At 23.9% G+C, this 19756-nt stretch carries 17 protein-coding genes; 7 read left to right on the top strand and 10 right to left on the bottom strand.

Annotation, left to right across the window (positions count from 1 at the left end; translation table 11 throughout):
* Positions 1-125 precede the first annotated feature (125 nt).
* Positions 126-3224 (bottom strand): beta strand repeat-containing protein, encoded by a 3099-nt coding sequence (locus MBCUR_RS05900; RefSeq protein WP_067091504.1) that lies wholly within the window; start codon positions 3222-3224, stop codon positions 126-128.
* 1274 nt (positions 3225-4498) lie between these two features.
* Here MBCUR_RS05900 and MBCUR_RS05895 point away from each other — a divergent pair.
* The 5 genes from MBCUR_RS05895 (at position 4499) to MBCUR_RS05880 (ending at position 10837) form a co-directional block, all read left to right on the top strand.
* Positions 4499-5485, top strand: a complete 987-nt coding sequence (locus MBCUR_RS05895; protein ID WP_067091501.1) for a hypothetical protein — start codon at positions 4499-4501, stop codon at positions 5483-5485.
* A 316-nt stretch (positions 5486-5801) separates the two neighbouring features.
* Positions 5802-6875, top strand: a complete 1074-nt coding sequence (locus MBCUR_RS05890) for a hypothetical protein (protein WP_067091500.1) — start codon at positions 5802-5804, stop codon at positions 6873-6875.
* A 94-nt stretch (positions 6876-6969) separates the two neighbouring features.
* Positions 6970-7101: a hypothetical protein gene (locus MBCUR_RS10950; RefSeq protein ID WP_281190553.1), complete on the top strand. Its 132-nt coding sequence runs from the start codon at positions 6970-6972 to the stop codon at positions 7099-7101.
* Between the two features lie 587 nt (positions 7102-7688).
* The gene (locus MBCUR_RS05885) at positions 7689-9725 is read left to right on the top strand and encodes a right-handed parallel beta-helix repeat-containing protein (RefSeq protein WP_169805805.1); all 2037 of its coding nucleotides are present in this window, start codon (positions 7689-7691) and stop codon (positions 9723-9725) included.
* A gap of 227 nt (positions 9726-9952) precedes the next feature.
* Complete coding sequence (locus MBCUR_RS05880; RefSeq protein WP_067091494.1) at positions 9953-10837, top strand: hypothetical protein; 885 nt, start codon at positions 9953-9955, stop codon at positions 10835-10837.
* Positions 10838-11042: 205 nt separating this feature from the next.
* Here the strand turns inward: MBCUR_RS05880 and MBCUR_RS05875 are convergent, their stop codons facing one another.
* The 5 genes from MBCUR_RS05875 to MBCUR_RS05860 all read right to left on the bottom strand — a co-directional run bounded on the left by MBCUR_RS05875 (position 11043) and on the right by MBCUR_RS05860 (position 14655).
* A complete protein-coding gene (locus tag MBCUR_RS05875) occupies positions 11043-11825 on the bottom strand; it encodes a hypothetical protein (RefSeq protein WP_067091491.1) in 783 nt (260 codons plus the stop codon).
* A gap of 335 nt (positions 11826-12160) precedes the next feature.
* Positions 12161-12475 (bottom strand): hypothetical protein, encoded by a 315-nt coding sequence (locus MBCUR_RS05870; RefSeq protein ID WP_169805804.1) that lies wholly within the window; start codon positions 12473-12475, stop codon positions 12161-12163.
* 120 nt (positions 12476-12595) lie between these two features.
* Entirely contained in the window at positions 12596-13210 is a 615-nt protein-coding gene (locus tag MBCUR_RS05865) for a hypothetical protein (RefSeq protein ID WP_067091486.1), read from the bottom strand.
* Between the two features lie 2 nt (positions 13211-13212).
* On the bottom strand, positions 13213-13389 hold the full coding sequence (locus tag MBCUR_RS10360; protein WP_157077691.1) for a hypothetical protein: 177 nt from the start codon (positions 13387-13389) through the stop codon (positions 13213-13215).
* A gap of 522 nt (positions 13390-13911) precedes the next feature.
* Positions 13912-14655, bottom strand: coding sequence for a hypothetical protein (locus MBCUR_RS05860; RefSeq protein WP_067091483.1), 744 nt, complete (start codon positions 14653-14655; stop codon positions 13912-13914).
* A gap of 212 nt (positions 14656-14867) precedes the next feature.
* Here MBCUR_RS05860 and MBCUR_RS05855 point away from each other — a divergent pair, with 212 nt between their 5' ends.
* The gene (locus MBCUR_RS05855; protein ID WP_067091480.1) at positions 14868-15317 is read left to right on the top strand and encodes a hypothetical protein; all 450 of its coding nucleotides are present in this window, start codon (positions 14868-14870) and stop codon (positions 15315-15317) included.
* Between the two features lie 218 nt (positions 15318-15535).
* Here the strand turns inward: MBCUR_RS05855 and MBCUR_RS05850 are convergent, their stop codons facing one another.
* The 3 genes from MBCUR_RS05850 to MBCUR_RS05840 are packed head-to-tail and all read right to left on the bottom strand — an operon-like array spanning position 15536 to position 17844.
* Complete coding sequence (locus MBCUR_RS05850; protein WP_157077689.1) at positions 15536-16324, bottom strand: ABC transporter permease; 789 nt, start codon at positions 16322-16324, stop codon at positions 15536-15538.
* 2 nt (positions 16325-16326) lie between these two features.
* Entirely contained in the window at positions 16327-17277 is a 951-nt protein-coding gene (locus tag MBCUR_RS05845; RefSeq protein WP_067091475.1) for an ATP-binding cassette domain-containing protein, read from the bottom strand.
* Between the two features lie 36 nt (positions 17278-17313).
* Positions 17314-17844, bottom strand: coding sequence for a MarR family winged helix-turn-helix transcriptional regulator (locus MBCUR_RS05840; protein ID WP_067091472.1), 531 nt, complete (start codon positions 17842-17844; stop codon positions 17314-17316).
* 1024 nt (positions 17845-18868) lie between these two features.
* On the opposite strand from MBCUR_RS05840, the gene MBCUR_RS05835 reads away from it, so the two are divergent.
* Complete coding sequence (locus MBCUR_RS05835) at positions 18869-19171, top strand: hypothetical protein (RefSeq protein WP_067091469.1); 303 nt, start codon at positions 18869-18871, stop codon at positions 19169-19171.
* A 35-nt stretch (positions 19172-19206) separates the two neighbouring features.
* Here MBCUR_RS05835 and MBCUR_RS05830 read toward each other — a convergent pair whose 3' ends face one another.
* Complete coding sequence (locus MBCUR_RS05830) at positions 19207-19500, bottom strand: UPF0058 family protein (RefSeq protein WP_067091466.1); 294 nt, start codon at positions 19498-19500, stop codon at positions 19207-19209.
* Positions 19501-19756: the final 256 nt, after the last annotated feature.

Below are 19756 nucleotides of genomic sequence, written 5' to 3'. Positions count from 1 at the left end.
AGAAAAAAAAAAAAAAAAAAAAAAAAAAAAAAAAAAAAATGATTTAAAAATATAAATCAACTTAAATATTAGATTTTCTTATTTTATTTTGTATTTTAGTTTTGCCATTATTTTTTAAATTCCACTTAACTAACTACAACATTCAGTTTATTATTAGATAATACTTTAATGGAATTATTTTTAGTAATTTCTGGAGTAAAATTATATTTTCCGTTTTTACTTACTTTTAAATTCCATGTTATTTTAGCAGAATTAGTTTTATGAACTTTTAAACTATTAATGGTCCAAGTTAGTGTTCTTGTTTTTTTATTATAGCTAATTTTTCCAGTGGAAATTTTTGGTTTCTTATATGCAATATTTTTATTTAAAACTAAAGATATTTTAATTTTTCCTTTATTAAACCCAATATTAGCTATTGTAGTTGTTACTTTAAGATTTCTCTTTTTAACAGTAGCAATATTTTTAATTTTCAATTCAGACATTTGAAGAACAATTAAATTAGAGTTTAATTTAGAACTACCATTGTACTGATTGTCTCCATGGAAAACTGCATTGACCTTTAATGTTCCTGTTGAAGTAATTTTATAGTTAAAAGTAGCTATACCTTGACTATTAGTCCTATTCTCACCAACAAGAATGTCTTTAACATAGAAGTAAATTAATTTACCATTAAGTGTATTATTTCCTGATTTTAATATAGCAGAAAGAGTAACAAACTTGTTATAGTTTCCCTTAATATTATTCACAGTAACAGTTGTACCTTCTCTAGAATTATTAACAGAACTAGCATTATCAGCAAGTCCATTAACGATATTTTCACTTTGAGTATTTGAACCATTATCAACTATTGCTTCAGTATTATCAAATAGATTATTGTTGGTTAATACATTATTATCAGCAGAATTAACAATACCCACTTGAGCATTAGCAAATATAATATTTTTATTAATTGTAGTTTTCTCTGCAGTATTTATTATGCCATTTTCGCGATTGTCAAATATTCTGTTTTCAGAAACAGTGTTATTTTCTACTATGGATCCAGTAAAACCCTCCATTCCTTGACGATTAGGAGAAATTCTATTGATTGTGATACCATTCTTATTATTAGCTATTATATTATTAGATATGATATTAGCTGATGTTGAATATTCGCCACTTTGATTATTTCCAGCAGAATTAATCTCTATACCACTTTTACCATTATTAGTAATAATATTACTATCAATTAAATTTTCAGTTGCATTATAATTTGAAGATTTAATACTTATACCATTTCCATTATTGTATGAAAAAGTATTGTTTCTTATAGTAGCTTTTTGAATATTAAGAGCTAAACCTTCACCAGCATTGTGCTGTAGAATATTTCCTGTAAGAGTGAAATTTTCTACTCCTGCACCATGACCATGTAAATCAATACCAGGCATAGTACTAGCTCCAGCAGAACCATAGCCATTATTACTAATAGTACTGTTAATCAAAGCACTGTTTGATGCATGCCCATGAACGCCCTCGAATTTATTGTTATTAAGTTCAGAGTTTGTTATTTTAATTTTAGTTCCATCAAAGTTGATTCCTTCTCTTTGATTGTTACTTATCTTAGTATTGTCTATATTCACACCATTAACTGCTGCAAGATTAATTCCTCTACGATTATTATTTACAGTAGCATTAATTATATTAACATTATTTGATGCATTGACACTTATACCATAGTAAAATCCTGAAAATGAACCACCAGTTAAAGTAACATTATTCGCTACAATATGAAGACCATGAAGATATCCATGACCACCAGTCATATTTGCAAGAGTAGCAGATTGATTAATATTTTGTCCAATAAAATTAGCACCAACAGCAACAATATTAATAGATCTATTAACTAAGAATCCAGCAGGGTATTTATAAACTCCTGCAACAAAAGTAAGAGCACCATTAGAATACAAAAAATAGTCTATTCCATTAATATTAACAGTAGCTCCAGATATAAGATTTTGAATATCAACCCAAGACCAAGTATTGTTTACAACAATATCTCCTATACCAACAACACTGTTATTTGAGATAATATTATCTACAAGAATAGTTCCAAATCCAGTATTATTAATAGCAACTCCACCATTATTAGATATTGTATTTCCAGAGAGAGTATTATTTTCAACTATAGATCCATTATAACCTTCAGTTCCTTGACGATTAGGAGAAATCTTATTAATTACAACACCATCTTTAACATTAAAGGAAATATTATTGTTAGAAATAAGATTAACTGAAACAAAATATTCGCCATTTTGACTATTTCCACCAGAATTAAGCTCTATACCTCTTTTACCATTATTAGTAATAATATTACTATCAACTAAATTACCAGTAACATTATAATTAGAAGACTTAATACTTATACCATTACCATTATTGTATGAAAAAGTATTGTTTGTAATAATAGCTTTTTGAATATTAAGAGCTAAACCTTCACCAGCATTGTATTGTAGAATATTTCCTGTAAGAGTGAAATTTTCTACTCCTGCACCATGACCATGTAAATCAATACCAGGCATAGTACTAGTATCAGCAGCACCATAACCATTATTGCTAATAGTACTGTTAATCAAAGCACTATTTGAAGCATGACCATGAACGCCCTCAAATTTATTATTATTGAGCTCAGAGTTAACTATCCTAATGTTAGTTCCATCAAAGTTAATACCCTCTCTTTGATTGTCACTTATATGAGTATTCTGAATAAGAACACCATTAACAGCAGCAAGATTAATTCCTCTTCTATTTTCTATTGCATAAGAGTTGTCTATCTTAGTATTAGCTATTCCACCAATAGCTGTTCCATTAACACTTATCCCATGATAAAAACCTGAGATTGTCACTCCAGTGACATTAACATTAGTAGCAACAATATGAATTCCATAATTAGAAATATTATTAGCACTATTGTTTACATTTGACCCTGCAATAATTCTAACATTACCATTTCCCACTATGTTAACAGATTTATTTATTATTAATCCTTTATTAAATATATAGTTTCCATCATTTAATATAATTGTGTTACCTTCTGCAGATTCAGATATAATATCTTGAATCTGATCTCGATTATGAGTAGTATTACCTACTGTATCAGTAGCAGAAGCTGTATTCATAGCTACTGCAAGCATAATACTAAGCAATATAAGTATAAAACTCATTTTTTTAATTTTACTTATTTTCGACATTTTTCTCACCATTTTTTAATTTTACAATCCAAAACTTTAGATCCTTTCATAGATCTTTGTATTTTTTCTTTTTATTTTACCCTTCTACATTTTAATACCATAAATAAAAAAAATATTAAACTCTATGATGAATATACTATATGATGAATGATTTTATTTAAGACAAATTAAGGAAAATAATAATTAAATTTAATAATAGAAATATATTCAACTATGTTTTACAATTATATGCTCTACATACAATAAATTTACACAATAAAACAATTTCACTAACATATAGTAATATATTTTTGTCTAAAAATCAATAAAAGTATTACAAAATAGATTTTAATTAATATTTTTATTTACAGATTGCAATTTATAAATCTACATATAAATACTTTTCTAAAAAATAGTAATACTTTTTTCTTTATTTGACTAAAAAAGTATTAATCAATATATTAAAATAAAAATAGTAATACTTCTCTTTTAATTTAGCTAAAAAAGTATTAATCAATCTAAAATATCAAAAATAGGATAATTTCACCATTATCAAAATTCTACTATTAGAAAAAATTCTAAAAATTATTAAATAATTAAAGAGAATTATCATTACAAATTCAAATATACATAAAAAAAGCATAAATATACATAAAATAGGATGTTTCTATTTTTATGCTTCAGAAAGCTGTTGTATCTTATTTATATCAAATTTTAGTTTTGATATGATTAGGCTTGTTAAAAGTACAGTTAAATGGCATTGTAAATTTTTCTGGTGCATTTTAATTTAGCATTATTTTTTCTTTTGATTTAGAATTATTTTTTAGTGGGGTTTTAGGTTTTTTTGTTGATTTTATTGCTTTTTTTATCTTGTTGATATTAAATAGATTATAATTTTTAAATTTTAATTGTTTAAATTGAAATTAAATGAAATTTTTATATATTATGAGCTATACAAGATAGTTTTTTTGGAAACTAGTTGAAAATAGTGAATTTTATGGATTAAAAGGAAAATTATTAATAATAGTATTATTTTAAAGAGAATTCAGTGTTTTTTATATTATCTAAAGTTTTTTTAAGTTTTCATTAATTTCTATTTTTAAATGGCTTTTTTAGAAACTAAATAATTATTTAAAAACCTTTATATGCTATTAATTTATATAAATTTATATATACAATTAATTCTTAATTTTTAAATCTTTTTTAAATAAAAGATTACTAAATATTAATTATTTTTCTAAAGTTTTGTTATGTAATGGAATAGTTGTTAATAGAAAAAAGTGCTATGTGATTATATGGGAATTTTTAAAGAAGAATCTAAAGAAAGATCTTCTAAAAAAAAATATTCTAAAGAAAGGTATTCTAAAGAAAGACTAATATTCTTTGCTTTAATAAGCTTCTTTGCATTGTTTTTAATATTGTCTTTTTCTTCTATAAATACAGTCTATGGATTAGATAGTGATAATATTTTGCCTATTGGTACTGATATTTCTTTAACTAATGATTCAAACACAGAAACTCTTTTTTTCACTGATAATTTATATTTTTATAATGAATCTATCCAAAACACAAATTTAAATGGAACAGAAAACTTAAAAAATTGTAATTCCACTATTAATCTGAATATTTCAATAAATATTTCTACAGATAATCATGTTACGATAAACAAGGGTATATCAAGCTACTATAATGGATCCCACAAATCAGATCACATTCTAATAACCAGTAGTGCATCTTCAAATAGTCAAATAGATTATGTTACTAATTATGAACAGTTTGATAGCAATTTTAATACTAATCTTAATAATAATTTTTACTTCCAAATAGACAATGCATTTAAAGGCAATTATCTAGAAAAAGAAAATAATATAGGAAAAGAAAATAGTATAAAAAATGAAAATAATACAGAAAAAAAAAATAATATAGGAAAAAAATCTATTAACATAGAAAATATTAATTATAATAGTTTTTATTCTATTTTACAATATTATAGTTCTAATTTTAATAATTATTATGATTATTATAATTATATTAACCTTTATGTAAAACATACCACTATATCTTTAACAAGCTCAGATTTCAAAGGAACACCACTTCTAAAATTTAATAATTTCATAAAAGAAATATCTAACCTTAATTTTACTAAAATTGATGAGGATAAACAGAATATAATTATCCATGATTCTTCAACGAGTTTTAAACCAACTTTAACTATACTGTTTTTCATAAAAATCTTCATGGAACATCATGATAATGGAAAAGAACACTTAATCTCTTTTTAAAAAAGTTTTAATAGCTAAATTTTATATTTTTAGTGTAAAATAGATTATTTGATAGCTATTTACTCTACTTTTTGTTTTATATTAACAAAACTTTTAGAAAAAGTTTGATCAAAACATTTAAAAAAAAAAATTATTTTTAGTTCTATTTATTATTTAAAATTAATTATTGATTATTATAATATATAAAAAAGAGAAGTGTAAGAACATTATAGAGTTTTTATAAAAATTAGGCTTTCATTTTAAGATTTAATAAGGTTTCATTTTAAAAAAAAAATTCAAACAAATTTACACTACCTTTTTAAAACGAGGTTTTAAAGTGTTTAAAAATAAATTATTTATGCTTAATGTATGTATTTTAATATTTATCCTAAGTTTTTCATTACTTAGTGGAGTATATGCAGATAATTTCATAAACAATGAGGATAACAGCAATGTTAAAAGCTTATTATCTGCCCAATCTGTGATTTTTGATAATCCTAATAATCTCAACGATTATGATGGTGTAAATTCAGATAATTATTTCTATGCTTATGCTTATGGTGATGATGACGAAGATGAAGACTATGATACTGATGAAGACGAAGACTATGATACTGATGAAGATGAAGACTATGATACTGATGAAGATGAAGACTATGATACTGATGAAGACGAAGACTATGATACTGATGAAGACGAAGACTATGATGGAGATGGTGATGATGAAGATGATTCTCCTAATTATTACGAATGGATATGGAAAGGAGAAACTTACTATATATCTTTAGATGAATTCAGTTTAACTGATGAAGAACTTACTGAATTATTTACTAAAAGAGACAAGTTAATGGAAGAAATTGAAAATCTTCAATCTAAAATTTATGAAATGGATTTATCAAGAAATCAAGATTTGATATTAATTATTGATGAGTTATATAATTCTATAAATATCATCTCAAATAACACAGAATTCAATGAATTATTATTAAATCTAAAAAATATTAGTCTTAACGATACAAAGTCAACTTTCAATGAGTTAAAGATATTATTAGGTTCTATTAAAGAAGATTATCCAACTGAAAATTTCACTAAGATAGATGATCTAATAAGTACTATTGAGTTAATGTTAAATGAAGAGTATTTAAAATATGAAAATTTAACTCAAGAATTGGCTGAAAAATTAGAGGAATTATATGAACTTTTTGATGAATACCCATTTTTAATACAAAATACAAAGTATGCAGCTGTCGATAAAACTTTAGGTGCTTATGCTAAGTTTGAAAAAGTTTCTTATACGAGTAATAATAATACTTTAGCTGAAATGAAAACAACAGGGCTTCCTCATTTCCAATTAGTTTTATTAGTGTTATTGCTTAGTTTATTAGGAGCTAATATCAGAAGAAAACCATAGTTTTGATTATATTTAACAATCGCTCATGTATACTTATACTTGTAAAAATTTAACTATGTCAATTAACATGTTTTAATATATTGCATCGAAAGTTTTGAATCATGCAAATATGTTGCCTTCTGAAGAAACAGGTATAAACATGGTTCGTAGAATCAAATGGTCTCTTAGAGTATATTGTCCAAAATGTAAAATTTATGAAATTCACAATCGTGAATCACCGTTTTAAAACAAGATATTACTCTTGTAAAAAATGTGGGCTAAACTTTGCTGATTACACTAGAACAATTTTCCATAAAACCAAAGTTCTCGCGAATTTAACATAAGACCATTTTTAGAGATTTTTCATGGAATATCCAAGAAAAACCTTTTTAAATATGTGACAATAAAAGAATGCTTTCTTAATTTTCAACAAAACTTATGATGAATTATTTAAAACCATATTATTTTGCAAGAATACATATACATAAATGAAAGTTTTAATTGCTAAACTTTATATTTTTAGTGTAAACTACATAATTTGCTAGCTATTTATTTCTATTTTTTTTATTTTTAGTTCTATTATATTATTTTGAACTATTTATGGATTTAACATATGAAAAAAAGAGAAGTGTAAGAAATTTATAGAGTTTTTAGAAAATAATTTTTAGAAAAATTAACCTTTTGTTTTATAGATTTATTAAGGTTTCTTTATATTTTTTTAAAAAAAAAACTCAAAAAAATTTACACCCTCCTTTAAAATGAGGTTTTAAAGTGTTTAAAAATAAAATGTTTAAAAATAAATTATTTATAAGTAATGTGTTATTGGTTGTATTTTTGTTTTCTTTTGTATTTCTTTTATCAATAGCTATTACTGGTGTTGATGCTGTTAATATTTATGTTAACAGTTCTAATGCTATTAATGGTGATGGAAGCATCAGTGATCCTTTTAATAACCTTGGTTCTGCTATTGATAAGATTAATCCTAATTTTGGAGATAATATTATTATGGGAAGTGGGAAATATAACACTTCTAGAAACAATACTAATTTAAGTATTTCACGAAATCTAAATATTTATGGTGCTAAATATTATTATAATGATAAAAATATTGGAGATACTATACTTGATGGTGAAAATTCCACTAGATTTTTCAAAATATCTCCAGGGGTCACTGTAAATATTTATGGTATAACTTTTATTAATGGGAATCATAAAGCATCTTCTTTGGTTAAGCTGCCTCACAATCCTAGTTTAATTTATTTAAGTGGCAATAACTTAGATCCAGGTAGTGTTGGTGGTGCTATTTACAATGAAGGCACATTAAACATTGCAAATTGCACATTTAAAAATAACTTTGTTTTAAGTAATGGTGGTGCAATATATAATTTTGGTAATTGTAATATAATTAACTCTAATTTTATTAATAATACTGCTTTACGTTATTCTCATAGGGAAACTATAATATGTGGTCCTACTTATGATGTATATAAAGGTGAAGGTGGTGCAATAGCTAATAATAATGGTAATTTAACCATTAAATTTTCTAATTTCACTTCTAATTCTGCAGATAATGGAGCAACCATTTATAGTATTAACAGTTCTAATTTGCTTATTGCAAATTCTGGATTTTATTACAATTCTGCTAATAAAGGAGTAATATTTAGCTGTAAATCATCAAAATTGAATACTGTCGGATCTATTCTTGTGGGTAAGCAGAAAAAAGATGAAAAGCTTATATTTAATGAGGGAAATGCTACTATATCAAATAATAATTTTTCTAATGGTTATTATGGTATTTTTAGCAGTGGTTTAGCCATTGTTAAAAATAATACTATAAAATCTTGTGTTTTTGGTATTTATGTTGATAGTAAAAAGAATGATATTCTTGGTAATACTTTCTTTAATTGTAAGAAAGCTATTTCTATTCATGGTATTAATAATAAAATTTATAATAATTTGATCAATGGTCCTAATAAATATGGAATTTCTGTTTATGGCGATTCTAACCTAGTTCAAGGTAATATTTTGAATGATAATTGTATTGGGATTTATGTTTCTGCTAAAAAGAATAATCTTAATTTTAATATTATAAAAAATTCTAAATATGCTGGTGTATCTATTTTTTCTTTTGGTTATAACAACCTAACAAGTAATAATATCTTAGGTAATGGTAGATATGGCATCATAATGGTTTCAAATAATAATATAATTAAGAATAGCACTATAACTAACATTAAATATGGGGTTAATCTAACTGGCAAACATAATTCATTGAAAAATAATACTATTAAATCCAATCATTATGGTGTTGTTTTAAGTGGTAATAGTAATGTCTTGAAAAGAAATTCTATTAATTCAAAAAATTGTATTAATATAAACGGAAATAATAATGTTTTAACATTGAATAAAATTAATGCTACTAGTTATGGTATTATTCTTAGAGGTAGTGATAATAGAGTTATTGGTGGAAACTGTGCTGATATAATAGCTAAAAAAGGTGTTTATGTTAAGGGTAATAGAAATCTACTACAAAATCTTGAGATAAAATCTAAAAATTATGGAATTAATGTTAAAGGAAGTAAAAATATTTTAATTGGAAATATTTTAGCTAAAAATAAAAAATTTGGTGTTCAAGTATCTGGCAATAAAAATAAATTACTTAAGAACACTGTTACTAAAAATGGTGATCATGGAATTAAAGTTATGGGTAATAAAAATAAAATTTCTGAAAACAAGGTATTAAAAAATAAATACCATCAAGTAAAAGTTTTAGGAATTAAAAATAAGTTCACTAAAAATAAATTTAAAATGAAATCAAAAAGAGCAATTCACATTGTTTATTCAAAAAATAGTTTTAAAAAGAACAATTAATTAGTTTTTTAAAATTACTTATTAATTTTTATTTTTTGAGTCTGTCCCACAATTTGAATTTTAAGTATTATAATCTATTTTAGGTATTATAATTTAGTTTAGGTATTATATTCTAATTTAGATGTTATAATCTAGTTTAGGTGTTGTACTATAATTTAGATATTATAACCTAATTTAGGATTATAATATAATTTTGATTAAATATCTTATACAAAAAAGGTGTGAAAATGAATAATCAAATTTTTCAAAGAAAAAGTTATTTTATATTATTACTATTTATAGTGGTTATTTCTTCTTTAGCTTTATCTGATATCTCCTATGGAGAAATAATTGAAACCAATGTCAGTAATAGTATTAATAGCTATGATAATATTAATTTTAACAACTCTTCATCTAATTCAACTAATGGAGAATCTAAACAATATAATGAAAATATAGAAATTAAAAATAATTCTACGAACAATATACGGAATTCTAGCATGATACACCTTATTGGTTGGATTTCTAAAAAACGTAGTGAATCTGAAAAGCTTATTTTAGAAATTTCTATTAGTAAATCCACAGCTGTAGTTATCTGTGGCAGTTCACCATATTTAATAGAGGTTTTACTTTATTATAAAAATGGTTCTGAGCTTATTCCTCTTCCAAATAAACTTATATATATTTTTTATGGAAATGAAAAATTATCGGTTTTAACTGATGAAAATGGTAGAGGAAGACTTTCTTTTAGTCAAATGGATGGTTTAGTGAATTTCAAAGCATTATTCAATGAATCAGAATTATTAATTAATAATGAAACAATTGGCTTAGATCCGATTTCGGCTTCTTTAGAATATTATATGCCTCCACATTATAATAGTCCACCACATATCCATTTTGTGCCTGATCCAGGTAGACATACAGTATTGAATTCGACCCAACCACATTTAAATAATTTCAATGAAGTTCTTGGAGTTCTTATATATCAGAGGTCTAAAATATTTCCTAATAAAACATATTTATTAGAGGATAATTTTTCAAATAAAAATCTTGCTTTTAGTGAGATGAAAAGAACAGGAATGCCATTTATTCACTTATTACTATTGTTAATGACTATTTTCATTATTTTATAATTTAAAGTAGTTGTCCCAAAAATTTGAGGTTATGAATGTATATGTGCAAAATTTTACACTTGAAATTGCACATAGACTCTTTTTTTAATACTCATTGTTAAAAGTTTAAATAATAAGCAATAAAGAGGTAAAGTTTACATTAGATTGTGGACATGTAAATAAGATTTTCAAAGACCTAATCCATAAGATTAAATGTTTTTACTCGTTAATATTTTATTTTAGCAGAATAAAAATCGTATTGGTTTGAAATGTTCTTAACTATTCTATTTTTACCTTTACCATTTATTGTTATTGTTTTAAGCTTAAACTTCGTACTATGAGGACCATAAAAGTTAAAATTATTAGAATATCTAAATGTCAAATATATTTTCTTAATTTTAGCATTTTTTTTATTAGCTTTAATGGTATATTTAATATCACCGACTATATCTAATCGGGAAACTTTATAAAACCTTGTAATCGTGGTTTTTTTACCTTTAAAAATTCTACTTTCATGCTTTAATACTTGAGATGAAAAAAATTTTTTATTTGACTCTTTTTTATAATTTGAATAATTAATTGTATACTTTAAAACCCTATGATGATAATAAAACACATTTTTATGATATTGTGGAATATTAATAGTTAGAGTTTTCTTATTTTTTCCATTATAAACTTTCGTAGTCCTCTTAATTCTATCTGACTTTGTGTCATAGTATTCATAGAGAACTGATATAGTTTTTATCTTGTAATTTTTCTTTTTAGTAGAAAAAGTATATGACATCTTGTTATTTTTAAAATAGTTTCCATTTACCAAATCTTTATCACTAGTAAATGTTTTAATTTTTAAATCAGAAGCTATTCCTTTATAATTATTTTCAGTTGTAAAACCACTAGTTTTTTTAAAATTAAAAGCGTCTGTAGCTGCAAAAGATACATTAGATATAACAATAGCTATAACAAATAAAATCAAGAATATTGCTAAAAATTTTTGAATTTTATTTAACATAGTATATTACCTCCATTAAAAAATTTATAAGTATAAAATCGAAGTTTAATAATCATATAATGAAATTAATCTTGATTAATTAGAATATTTTAGTTTAATACTTAGTAAACATAAACATAAAATAAAGAGAATATTTTAGATTTTTGTTTTCATAATACTTAATTTTCTTAAGTTAAACATTTAATTATTTCATCATTTGAGAAGTTTATCTTTTTATTTTATCCTTACACTATTAGTTTCGTCTTATATAAAACATTCTACTATTTTAGTTGATTTAATTATACATTTATCTTTATAGTATTTAAACTTTCATTATTAAAATTTTTATGGCATTTTCAAGAACTTCGCTGATTTTTTTTCAATTTTCTTTCATTCCATTTTCTTTCTCTCAACCTGCAACGGATATCAATTCCTTTAATAACTTTAGTTCTGCGTTTATTGTGTTTAGGATTTGTTTTTCTAAACATGTTTTCACAGAGATTGCTTGTTTTTGGTACATTATCGTCTGTTAAATGGAGTGTGAAAGTTTTAAAATAGGGAATTACTTTTTTTTGTAATTGGTTTTGAATAAAGTTTGGAAGGTTGCCAAATTCTTTTATAAACCAGTTTAAAGATTTTGTTGCTTCATCGTAGGATGGTTGATTAAACATTAGCATGAGTTTCTCAATGTATTAGTTTACAAGGTTTTTTTCGTAAGGTGGTACTTTGTTTTTCTTTTTGTATTCTTTGAATGCATTTTTAAATGATTTTCTTGTGTGGAATAGGCACCATTAGTGTTTAAATCCTAATTTTTCTACTATAGGTTTATATTCTGTTTTTAAATCTGTTGTTATGGCTATTTTCTTTTGGTTAATCAGTGTTTTACTTATAAATTTGTTTATATTCTTTTCGTTTTCTTCTGTATATGTTTTGCTTCTTATTATTAGTTCTGTCTTTATATCAGCTAATAATAATCTAAAGCTCCATTTTCCGTTGGTTTTTACCCATTGTGCATCGAAGGCATAATACCCTGAAAGTGTCATAGGTTCTGCTTTAGGGTGTTCTGGCATTTCTAGTATCCAGTTTTGGATTGATTGGTGAGATACATGTATATTATTCTCAGAATTCATTATATTAGCACTGGATCGAGTAGAAACAAGGGCTTCAGCATATAATTCAACAGCCTCTTTTTTGAACTTTTTTACATAATTAGAGTTCGGTTCAACAATATCATCAATATTAGTAGAGAAATAAAAGCTTTTTCCACCATTACATTTCTTATTGCAAATATATTTCTGAATTTTAAATGTTTCTTTACCCCTATCTGAAAATATTAGTTCTCTATTCTTAGTACCATATAATGATACATCTCTACTTCCACAATTAGGACAGCATTTATACCTCATAGCTAAATGTGTAATACATTTTTTTGATACATTTTAAGCTTTTTACTCGCATTTAAACTAATTCCCAATTTAGCCCTAACATGATCTCCACAATCCAACAAGTTATCACTAAAATAATCAATACTTACCTGATTATTGTCCAAACTAGAATTTGTAGTAACGGATTTAACAAAAATCATATTATATAATATATAATTACTCATATATAAGCTTTTAGATAATAAAAAAGAAAACAAAAAAATAATAACAAATAAAACAAAAAAAGAAAATATATACAAAAGAATTATAAGAAACAAAGAATTTTAAAAGAAAATTTTTTCAGTGTAAAAAACTTAGCTGAAACATAAAAAAACAGAAAAAAGTAATAAAAAAAATAAAGGCTTAAAATGACTTAAAGAAGAAAATAAGCATAAAAAAAAGAAATAGGAAAATTAGTAAAAAATAAATTTGAAATCAACTAAGTTTTTGACAATGCCATTTTTATATTTATGTATGTGAATAGTTTCAAATACAATACTTAACTCATAAAGCATATAGTTTATTACACTATTTAGTAAATTTAACTTTTTATTTTAAAACATGTTTTAATTTAGTTAAAATTAAGAATATTAAATTTTTTCCAAAAAATAATGTTTTGCATATATTAGTTATATTAAAATAGAGAAAATAATTAGAAAATAGATGAAAAAATGATTTAAAACTTAATTTAAATCAAAAAAGCTTCCAATAAGATATTTGTCAATTGGAACTCCTGTAAATTCAAGTTCTATGCTTTTATCTCCGATTTCAAAATAAACATAAGTCTCATTTTCACCCATATCTTGAGAAAAAAAACCTTTTCCTGTCTTCAATATTTTATATATATGTCCATTAATTGTTTTTTCTTCAATAGTCTTATTTTTATTATATTTATTTTCAAAAATACCTAAATTTTCAAGATTATGTATATAATCTTGATTAGGATATATGCTTATTTTAGAAGATTTTACAGTAACATAATTGTAAAATGTTTCTCCATCTCTTTTTTCAAGTATTTTTTTAGTTTTAGGATCTATAAAAATAAGGTAACTTGAATTTATGAATGAACTTTCAAAACTATCATCAGAATTAAGAGTTTTTTCATAATCCTTACAGCCCAGGAAGGCATCAAAATAATCTCCTTTATTATAATTTGTTAAGTAATTATCAGGAGCATAAAAATTTAATCCGGCTAAAGTAACTAATGAATAGCCTTGTTTTGGACCATTAGTTGTATTATTAGTAACTAATGAAGTATTTTTAGTATTATTGATATTATTAGTTTTGTTGATACTCTGATGATCATTGTTCAAAATAACTACCCCTGCAATAGCTATTGCAAAAATAAAAATTAATAAAATAGCTATTAAAAATTTAACTCTTTTGTTACTATGATTTTTGTTATTTTTTAAATCTTTTCTTTTCATCATACCACCTTAAATGATATTTAATTTATTGTTTATAAAATATATAAATTTTTTCATTATTAAATATAAGCAAACTGAAAAAAGTTCCACGAAAATTGACATTCACATTTTTTACAATTTTATGATTTCACTTAAAACTCAAATAGAAAGATAAATTAAATATAAACTAAATATGAAATATAATAATTAATACTTAAACAAGGATAAATAATATGATTTTAAAAATTCATTCAATATTTCCTGCACATATAAATGAAATATTTAAAAAACTTCAAGAAGTGAAGACTTTACAATATATTAGTTCTCCTTATGCTTCATTTGTATCTGAAAATCCTGAAAATAAGATATGGAATGTTGGTAAGGTAAAAAGCTTTAAATTAAAAATATTTGGAATTATATCAATGGGGACACACACGATAAAAGTAATTAAGTTTAGCAAAAACGAAATACTTACTAATGAATGTAATAAATGTGTTAAAGTGTGGAATCACAAAATAACATTAAAAAAGCTAAATGGCAGTAAAACTGCTTATACAGATGAAATTGAATTAAAAGCAGGAAATTACACCCCATTTGTATATTTATGGGCAATATTATTTTATAAACATAGGCAAAAAAAATGGAAAAACTTGTTGAAACATAGTGAAAACAGTCTTTTTTAAAGAAATGTGGATTTAAATCAATGTCTTACTTAAATAAAAAAGCTAAAAAGGAATAAAAAAAGTTAAAATTCTTAATTATCCCAAGCAATTAAGTTATTTATAGATGGATTACTCATGAAATAAAGTATTATTTAAATAAAGTATTATCTAAATAAATTATTATTTAAATAAATTATTGTTTAAGTAAATTAATGTTTAAATAAATTATTATTTAAATATTATCTATTTTTTTCAGATCTTGCGAATAAAACTGTTCCTATTACCAAACAGACAAATGTTAAGAGAATAATCGCCGCAAAGTTAGTTAATGGACTAAACATTGGTGGTTGAATGCCTGTAACACCCCTTACTAAATCTACACAGTATGTCATAGGCATGATACGACTTAAAACAAGCAATAATAAATTTGAATCATTAATAGGAATAATTGCTCCAGATAAAAACATTTGGGGCATTGTTATTATCATCATTGCAAAATTTGCTGTTTTTTTACTTTTTATTAATCCCATTAAAATCATTGACACAGCACCGCCTACAAAGCATATTAGTGGTGAAAGTAGTAGAATTAATAATAATTGGTCAATTGAAAGGACTATATTCATAACTAATCCAATAATGAGTGTTCCTATCATGCTAATTATAGCTACAAAGGTAGATCCTATAATTTTTCCTATAACAAGTGAATAACGTGACATTGGCGATACTAACATTTCTTGAGTGAAATCTGTTTCATGGTCATCTACAAGTGATGCCATCCCCATAATTGTCACCATTAGTAACATACTTACAAGCATTCCCACAAGCATAAACTCACCAAGACTCTCACCTCCTGGTATACCCATCATATTTCCACCTATCATGCCCATCATTATCAGTGGCATGACAATACTCATTATCATCATACCAGGAGATTTGAAAAATATTATAATATCTCTTGCGGCTACAGCGATAATAGAATTTAATTCTCTTAAAATATCTGATTTTCTATAAGTTGAAGTTTTATTCATTTTCATGCCTCCATTTTATTATTTTTCTTTAAAAATTCTATATATGCATCTTCTAATGTTGGTTCATGGATTTTAAGTACACTTAACTCTGTTTTTAATTGTGCTAAGATTTTTTGCGGTGATTTATTATATGGGACTATTATATGTTTATTTACAGTAAAATGTAAATTTAATGAAGATAACTCAGCTATTAGTCCATCGCGATTCTTTGCATCCAGAATCAATTCTTGCTTAAGAAGGCTTTCTTTAAGTTTTTCTGGAGAAGAGCAAGCAGCAATTTTACCATTATTGATAATACAAACATTGTCAGCATTTTCAGCTTCATCAATATAATGTGTTGTAAGAAAAATAGTAGTACCTAATTGCTTCCTAACCTTATCAATATATTTCCATAAGCTCCTACGACTTTCTGCATCTAAACCTTGGGTTGGTTCATCAAGGAATAAAACTTCAGGTGTGTGAATTAAACTACGTACAATTTCAAGTTTTCTTTGCATTCCTCCAGATAGCTTCTTTACAGATTTAAACAGTGCATCAGAATCAATACCTACTACTTTTGTAAGCTCCATTACTTTGTCACGATATGCTTTCGGCATTAATTTAAAAGTAGGCATATAGTTAAACACACCATAAATACATGCATGAAACCGAATGTTTTCCTCAGCCGTAAGTTGAATATCAAGACTAGGTTTTTGAAAGATAATACCTATTTTTTTCCTGATTGCTCTATCATGTTTATTTATATCTAAACCTGCAATTTTCACTTCTCCTGATGTTTTTCCTAGAGTGGTAGTAAGAATTGAAATAGTTGTAGTCTTTCCAGCACCATTAGGACCTAAAAAAGCAAAAAATTCATTTTTTTTAACTGAAAATGATATATCATCAATTGATAATTTTTTAGTGCCTTTATAACGCTTAACTAAATTTTTTACTTCTATTACATTATTTGACATTTATATACCTCCAACAAATATTTTAGGATAATTAAGCTAAAAATCTCTAAATAAATTATGCATATTTTTATGTTTTGCAAAAAATCTTTCTCTAAAAAATTTGATAAAATCATTCCCATCTGTTTCATTTTCAATATTTTCAATAATTTTATCTAAATAATTTATGAGATTTTCTTGCTCTTCATCATCTAAACAATCAAAAGATTCTTCTATATAATTATAATTTCTTTTATAATTTTCTTCTGGAACTGCTTCTCGACCTGAATCTGTTAATTTTATAACAAATGAACGACGATCTTTTTCTGATTGCTCACGAGTAATATATCCTTTTTTTTCAAGTTTATTAAGAATCTCCGCCAATGCTTGTGTACTTATATCCAGTAAATATCCAAGTTCTTTTTGCATTATTTCTGGCTGGATTTTTAAAAGAGAAATCACCCTTCCCTGACCTTTATGTGGATCAATACCTTTAATTTTATGATGATGTCTGTGATGTCTAGCTAAATGACGATATATATGTGCTAATTCCATAAATTGCGATGCTAATTTTTTCTTTTTTTCATCCATAATTTTCTACTTCCTTTTAATCCAAGGTTAATTATTGAATAAAGTATTTAATATTTTAACAAGTATATTATTATATTATCAAGTATATAAATATATTCTAAAGTATATAAATATATCCTCAAGTATATTATTATATTATCAAGTATATAAATATATCCTCAAGTATATTATTATATTATCAAGTACTTAAGTATTTCGATGATAAATTATTTTAATGCTATAGCCAAAGACTAAGTAAAATGGATAATTTTATTTCTAAATTTCTTGCAAAAATTTGATTAACATTAAAAGAAAAAAATACTAGAGTTTAGGTTTTTCGCATTTATGTAGAAGTATATTACTTTTTTGTTGTAAAATCCTATGATGTAATTATAATTTCTAAAATTACACAAAATATAGTGTTTTATTGATTAATTCAAATGAATCGTGAGTTATTTATTATTTTAATTTATAAATTAATAATTTGATTATTATCAAATATTCATAAAATATTTAAATAAATTAAAATAAATTAAAGCAAGTTAAAATAAGTTAAAATAAGTTTAAAATAGGCTAAAACAAATGAAAATAAAATATTAACTAATAAAATTACTTAAATAATTAAATTAATATAGATTAATAATATTCACTTATAAAAAAATAGAACTATAGATATAATTATAATTTATTTTTAATAATCAGAGTTGTTTATTATAAAAAACACTTACCCACATGGAAACTAAGAATTATTATAATCCTTATACTTTCATCTAAAAAAATAAAGGTATTGCAAGTTAAATTATAAACATCCATATTTTTTTAATAAAAAAAATCAGAATATTGTTTTAATTTTGCTTAAAACCATAGGATTTAATCTAAAAAACAACTTAAAATTTATTAAGATATATAATTATTAAAATAAAGGATTATATTGCCAAAAAATTTAAACATTAGTTTTTATATAAATAAAAGGAGTATATCTTAATTAGAAAATTTAGAAAAATATATTCATTATTAAAAAAAAAAAAAAAAAAAAAAAAATGATTTGAAAACTAAAATCAAAATTCTTAAAGAAGAGACTGTTAAAACAGAAAGAATTTTGACATGGAAAGTAAGGAAATTAGAAAAAGATAAAACATTTACTGAAAACAATAAAATTAAACTAGAAAGAGAAATTAGCTCTTTAAAAAATAAAGTTGAAAGGTTTAGAACTCCACTAATTCTTCTTGTAACTATCACTGAAGTAATAAATGATTCAAGCATGACAGCTAAAAGTAGTTCTAGTCATTATTTTTTTCTTAAAAGCTTTAGTTTTCTATTAACAAATTATATAAAATTTGTGAATTAAAGCAGTATTCTTATTTTTTACAGTTAATATTTAAATTATTTTAAAACAACTTTTAATTCATCTTTTGATTTTTTTGTAATGTATTCTAATGAGTTAGATGGGTTTTCAGGTATAGTGTAATTTTTATCTTTGTTTATTACTTCTGTTATAGTGTTAGATAAAACAAATATCGCACCTTTATGATCTGCCTTTGTTCTATGTATGTGGTGGGGACTTATATTTAACGATATATATTCCTTACATGACGCTTGCATATTTTTATTAGTTTCCAAATATTTTAGCACATATACTAAAAATTGGTGTAAGTGGATCATTTCATCTTTATACATTTAAATTCCTTTTCATTTTCTTATTGTTAGATAATTAATTCCTTAAAAAGCAATTTAAGGAATTATATTTTTTAAGTTGACTGTAGTTAATTGCCAAAGCAACATAAAATGGTAATAATTTAAATTTTATAATTACTAATTTTAAATAATTAATATTTATAAATTTTATACATAATGATTTGTATTTTTAATTATTAAAACTTTTATTTTAATACAAAACATTTAAAAAAAAAAAAAAAAAAAAAAAGTTCTATAT

Origin of the sequence: Methanobrevibacter curvatus, from assembly GCF_001639295.1 — an archaeon.
In the GTDB taxonomy this organism is placed as follows: domain Archaea; phylum Methanobacteriota; class Methanobacteria; order Methanobacteriales; family Methanobacteriaceae; genus Methanoflexus; species Methanoflexus curvatus.
Note: the sequence above shows the minus strand (reverse complement) of the source record. Positions and strands in the feature narration are given on the sequence as shown.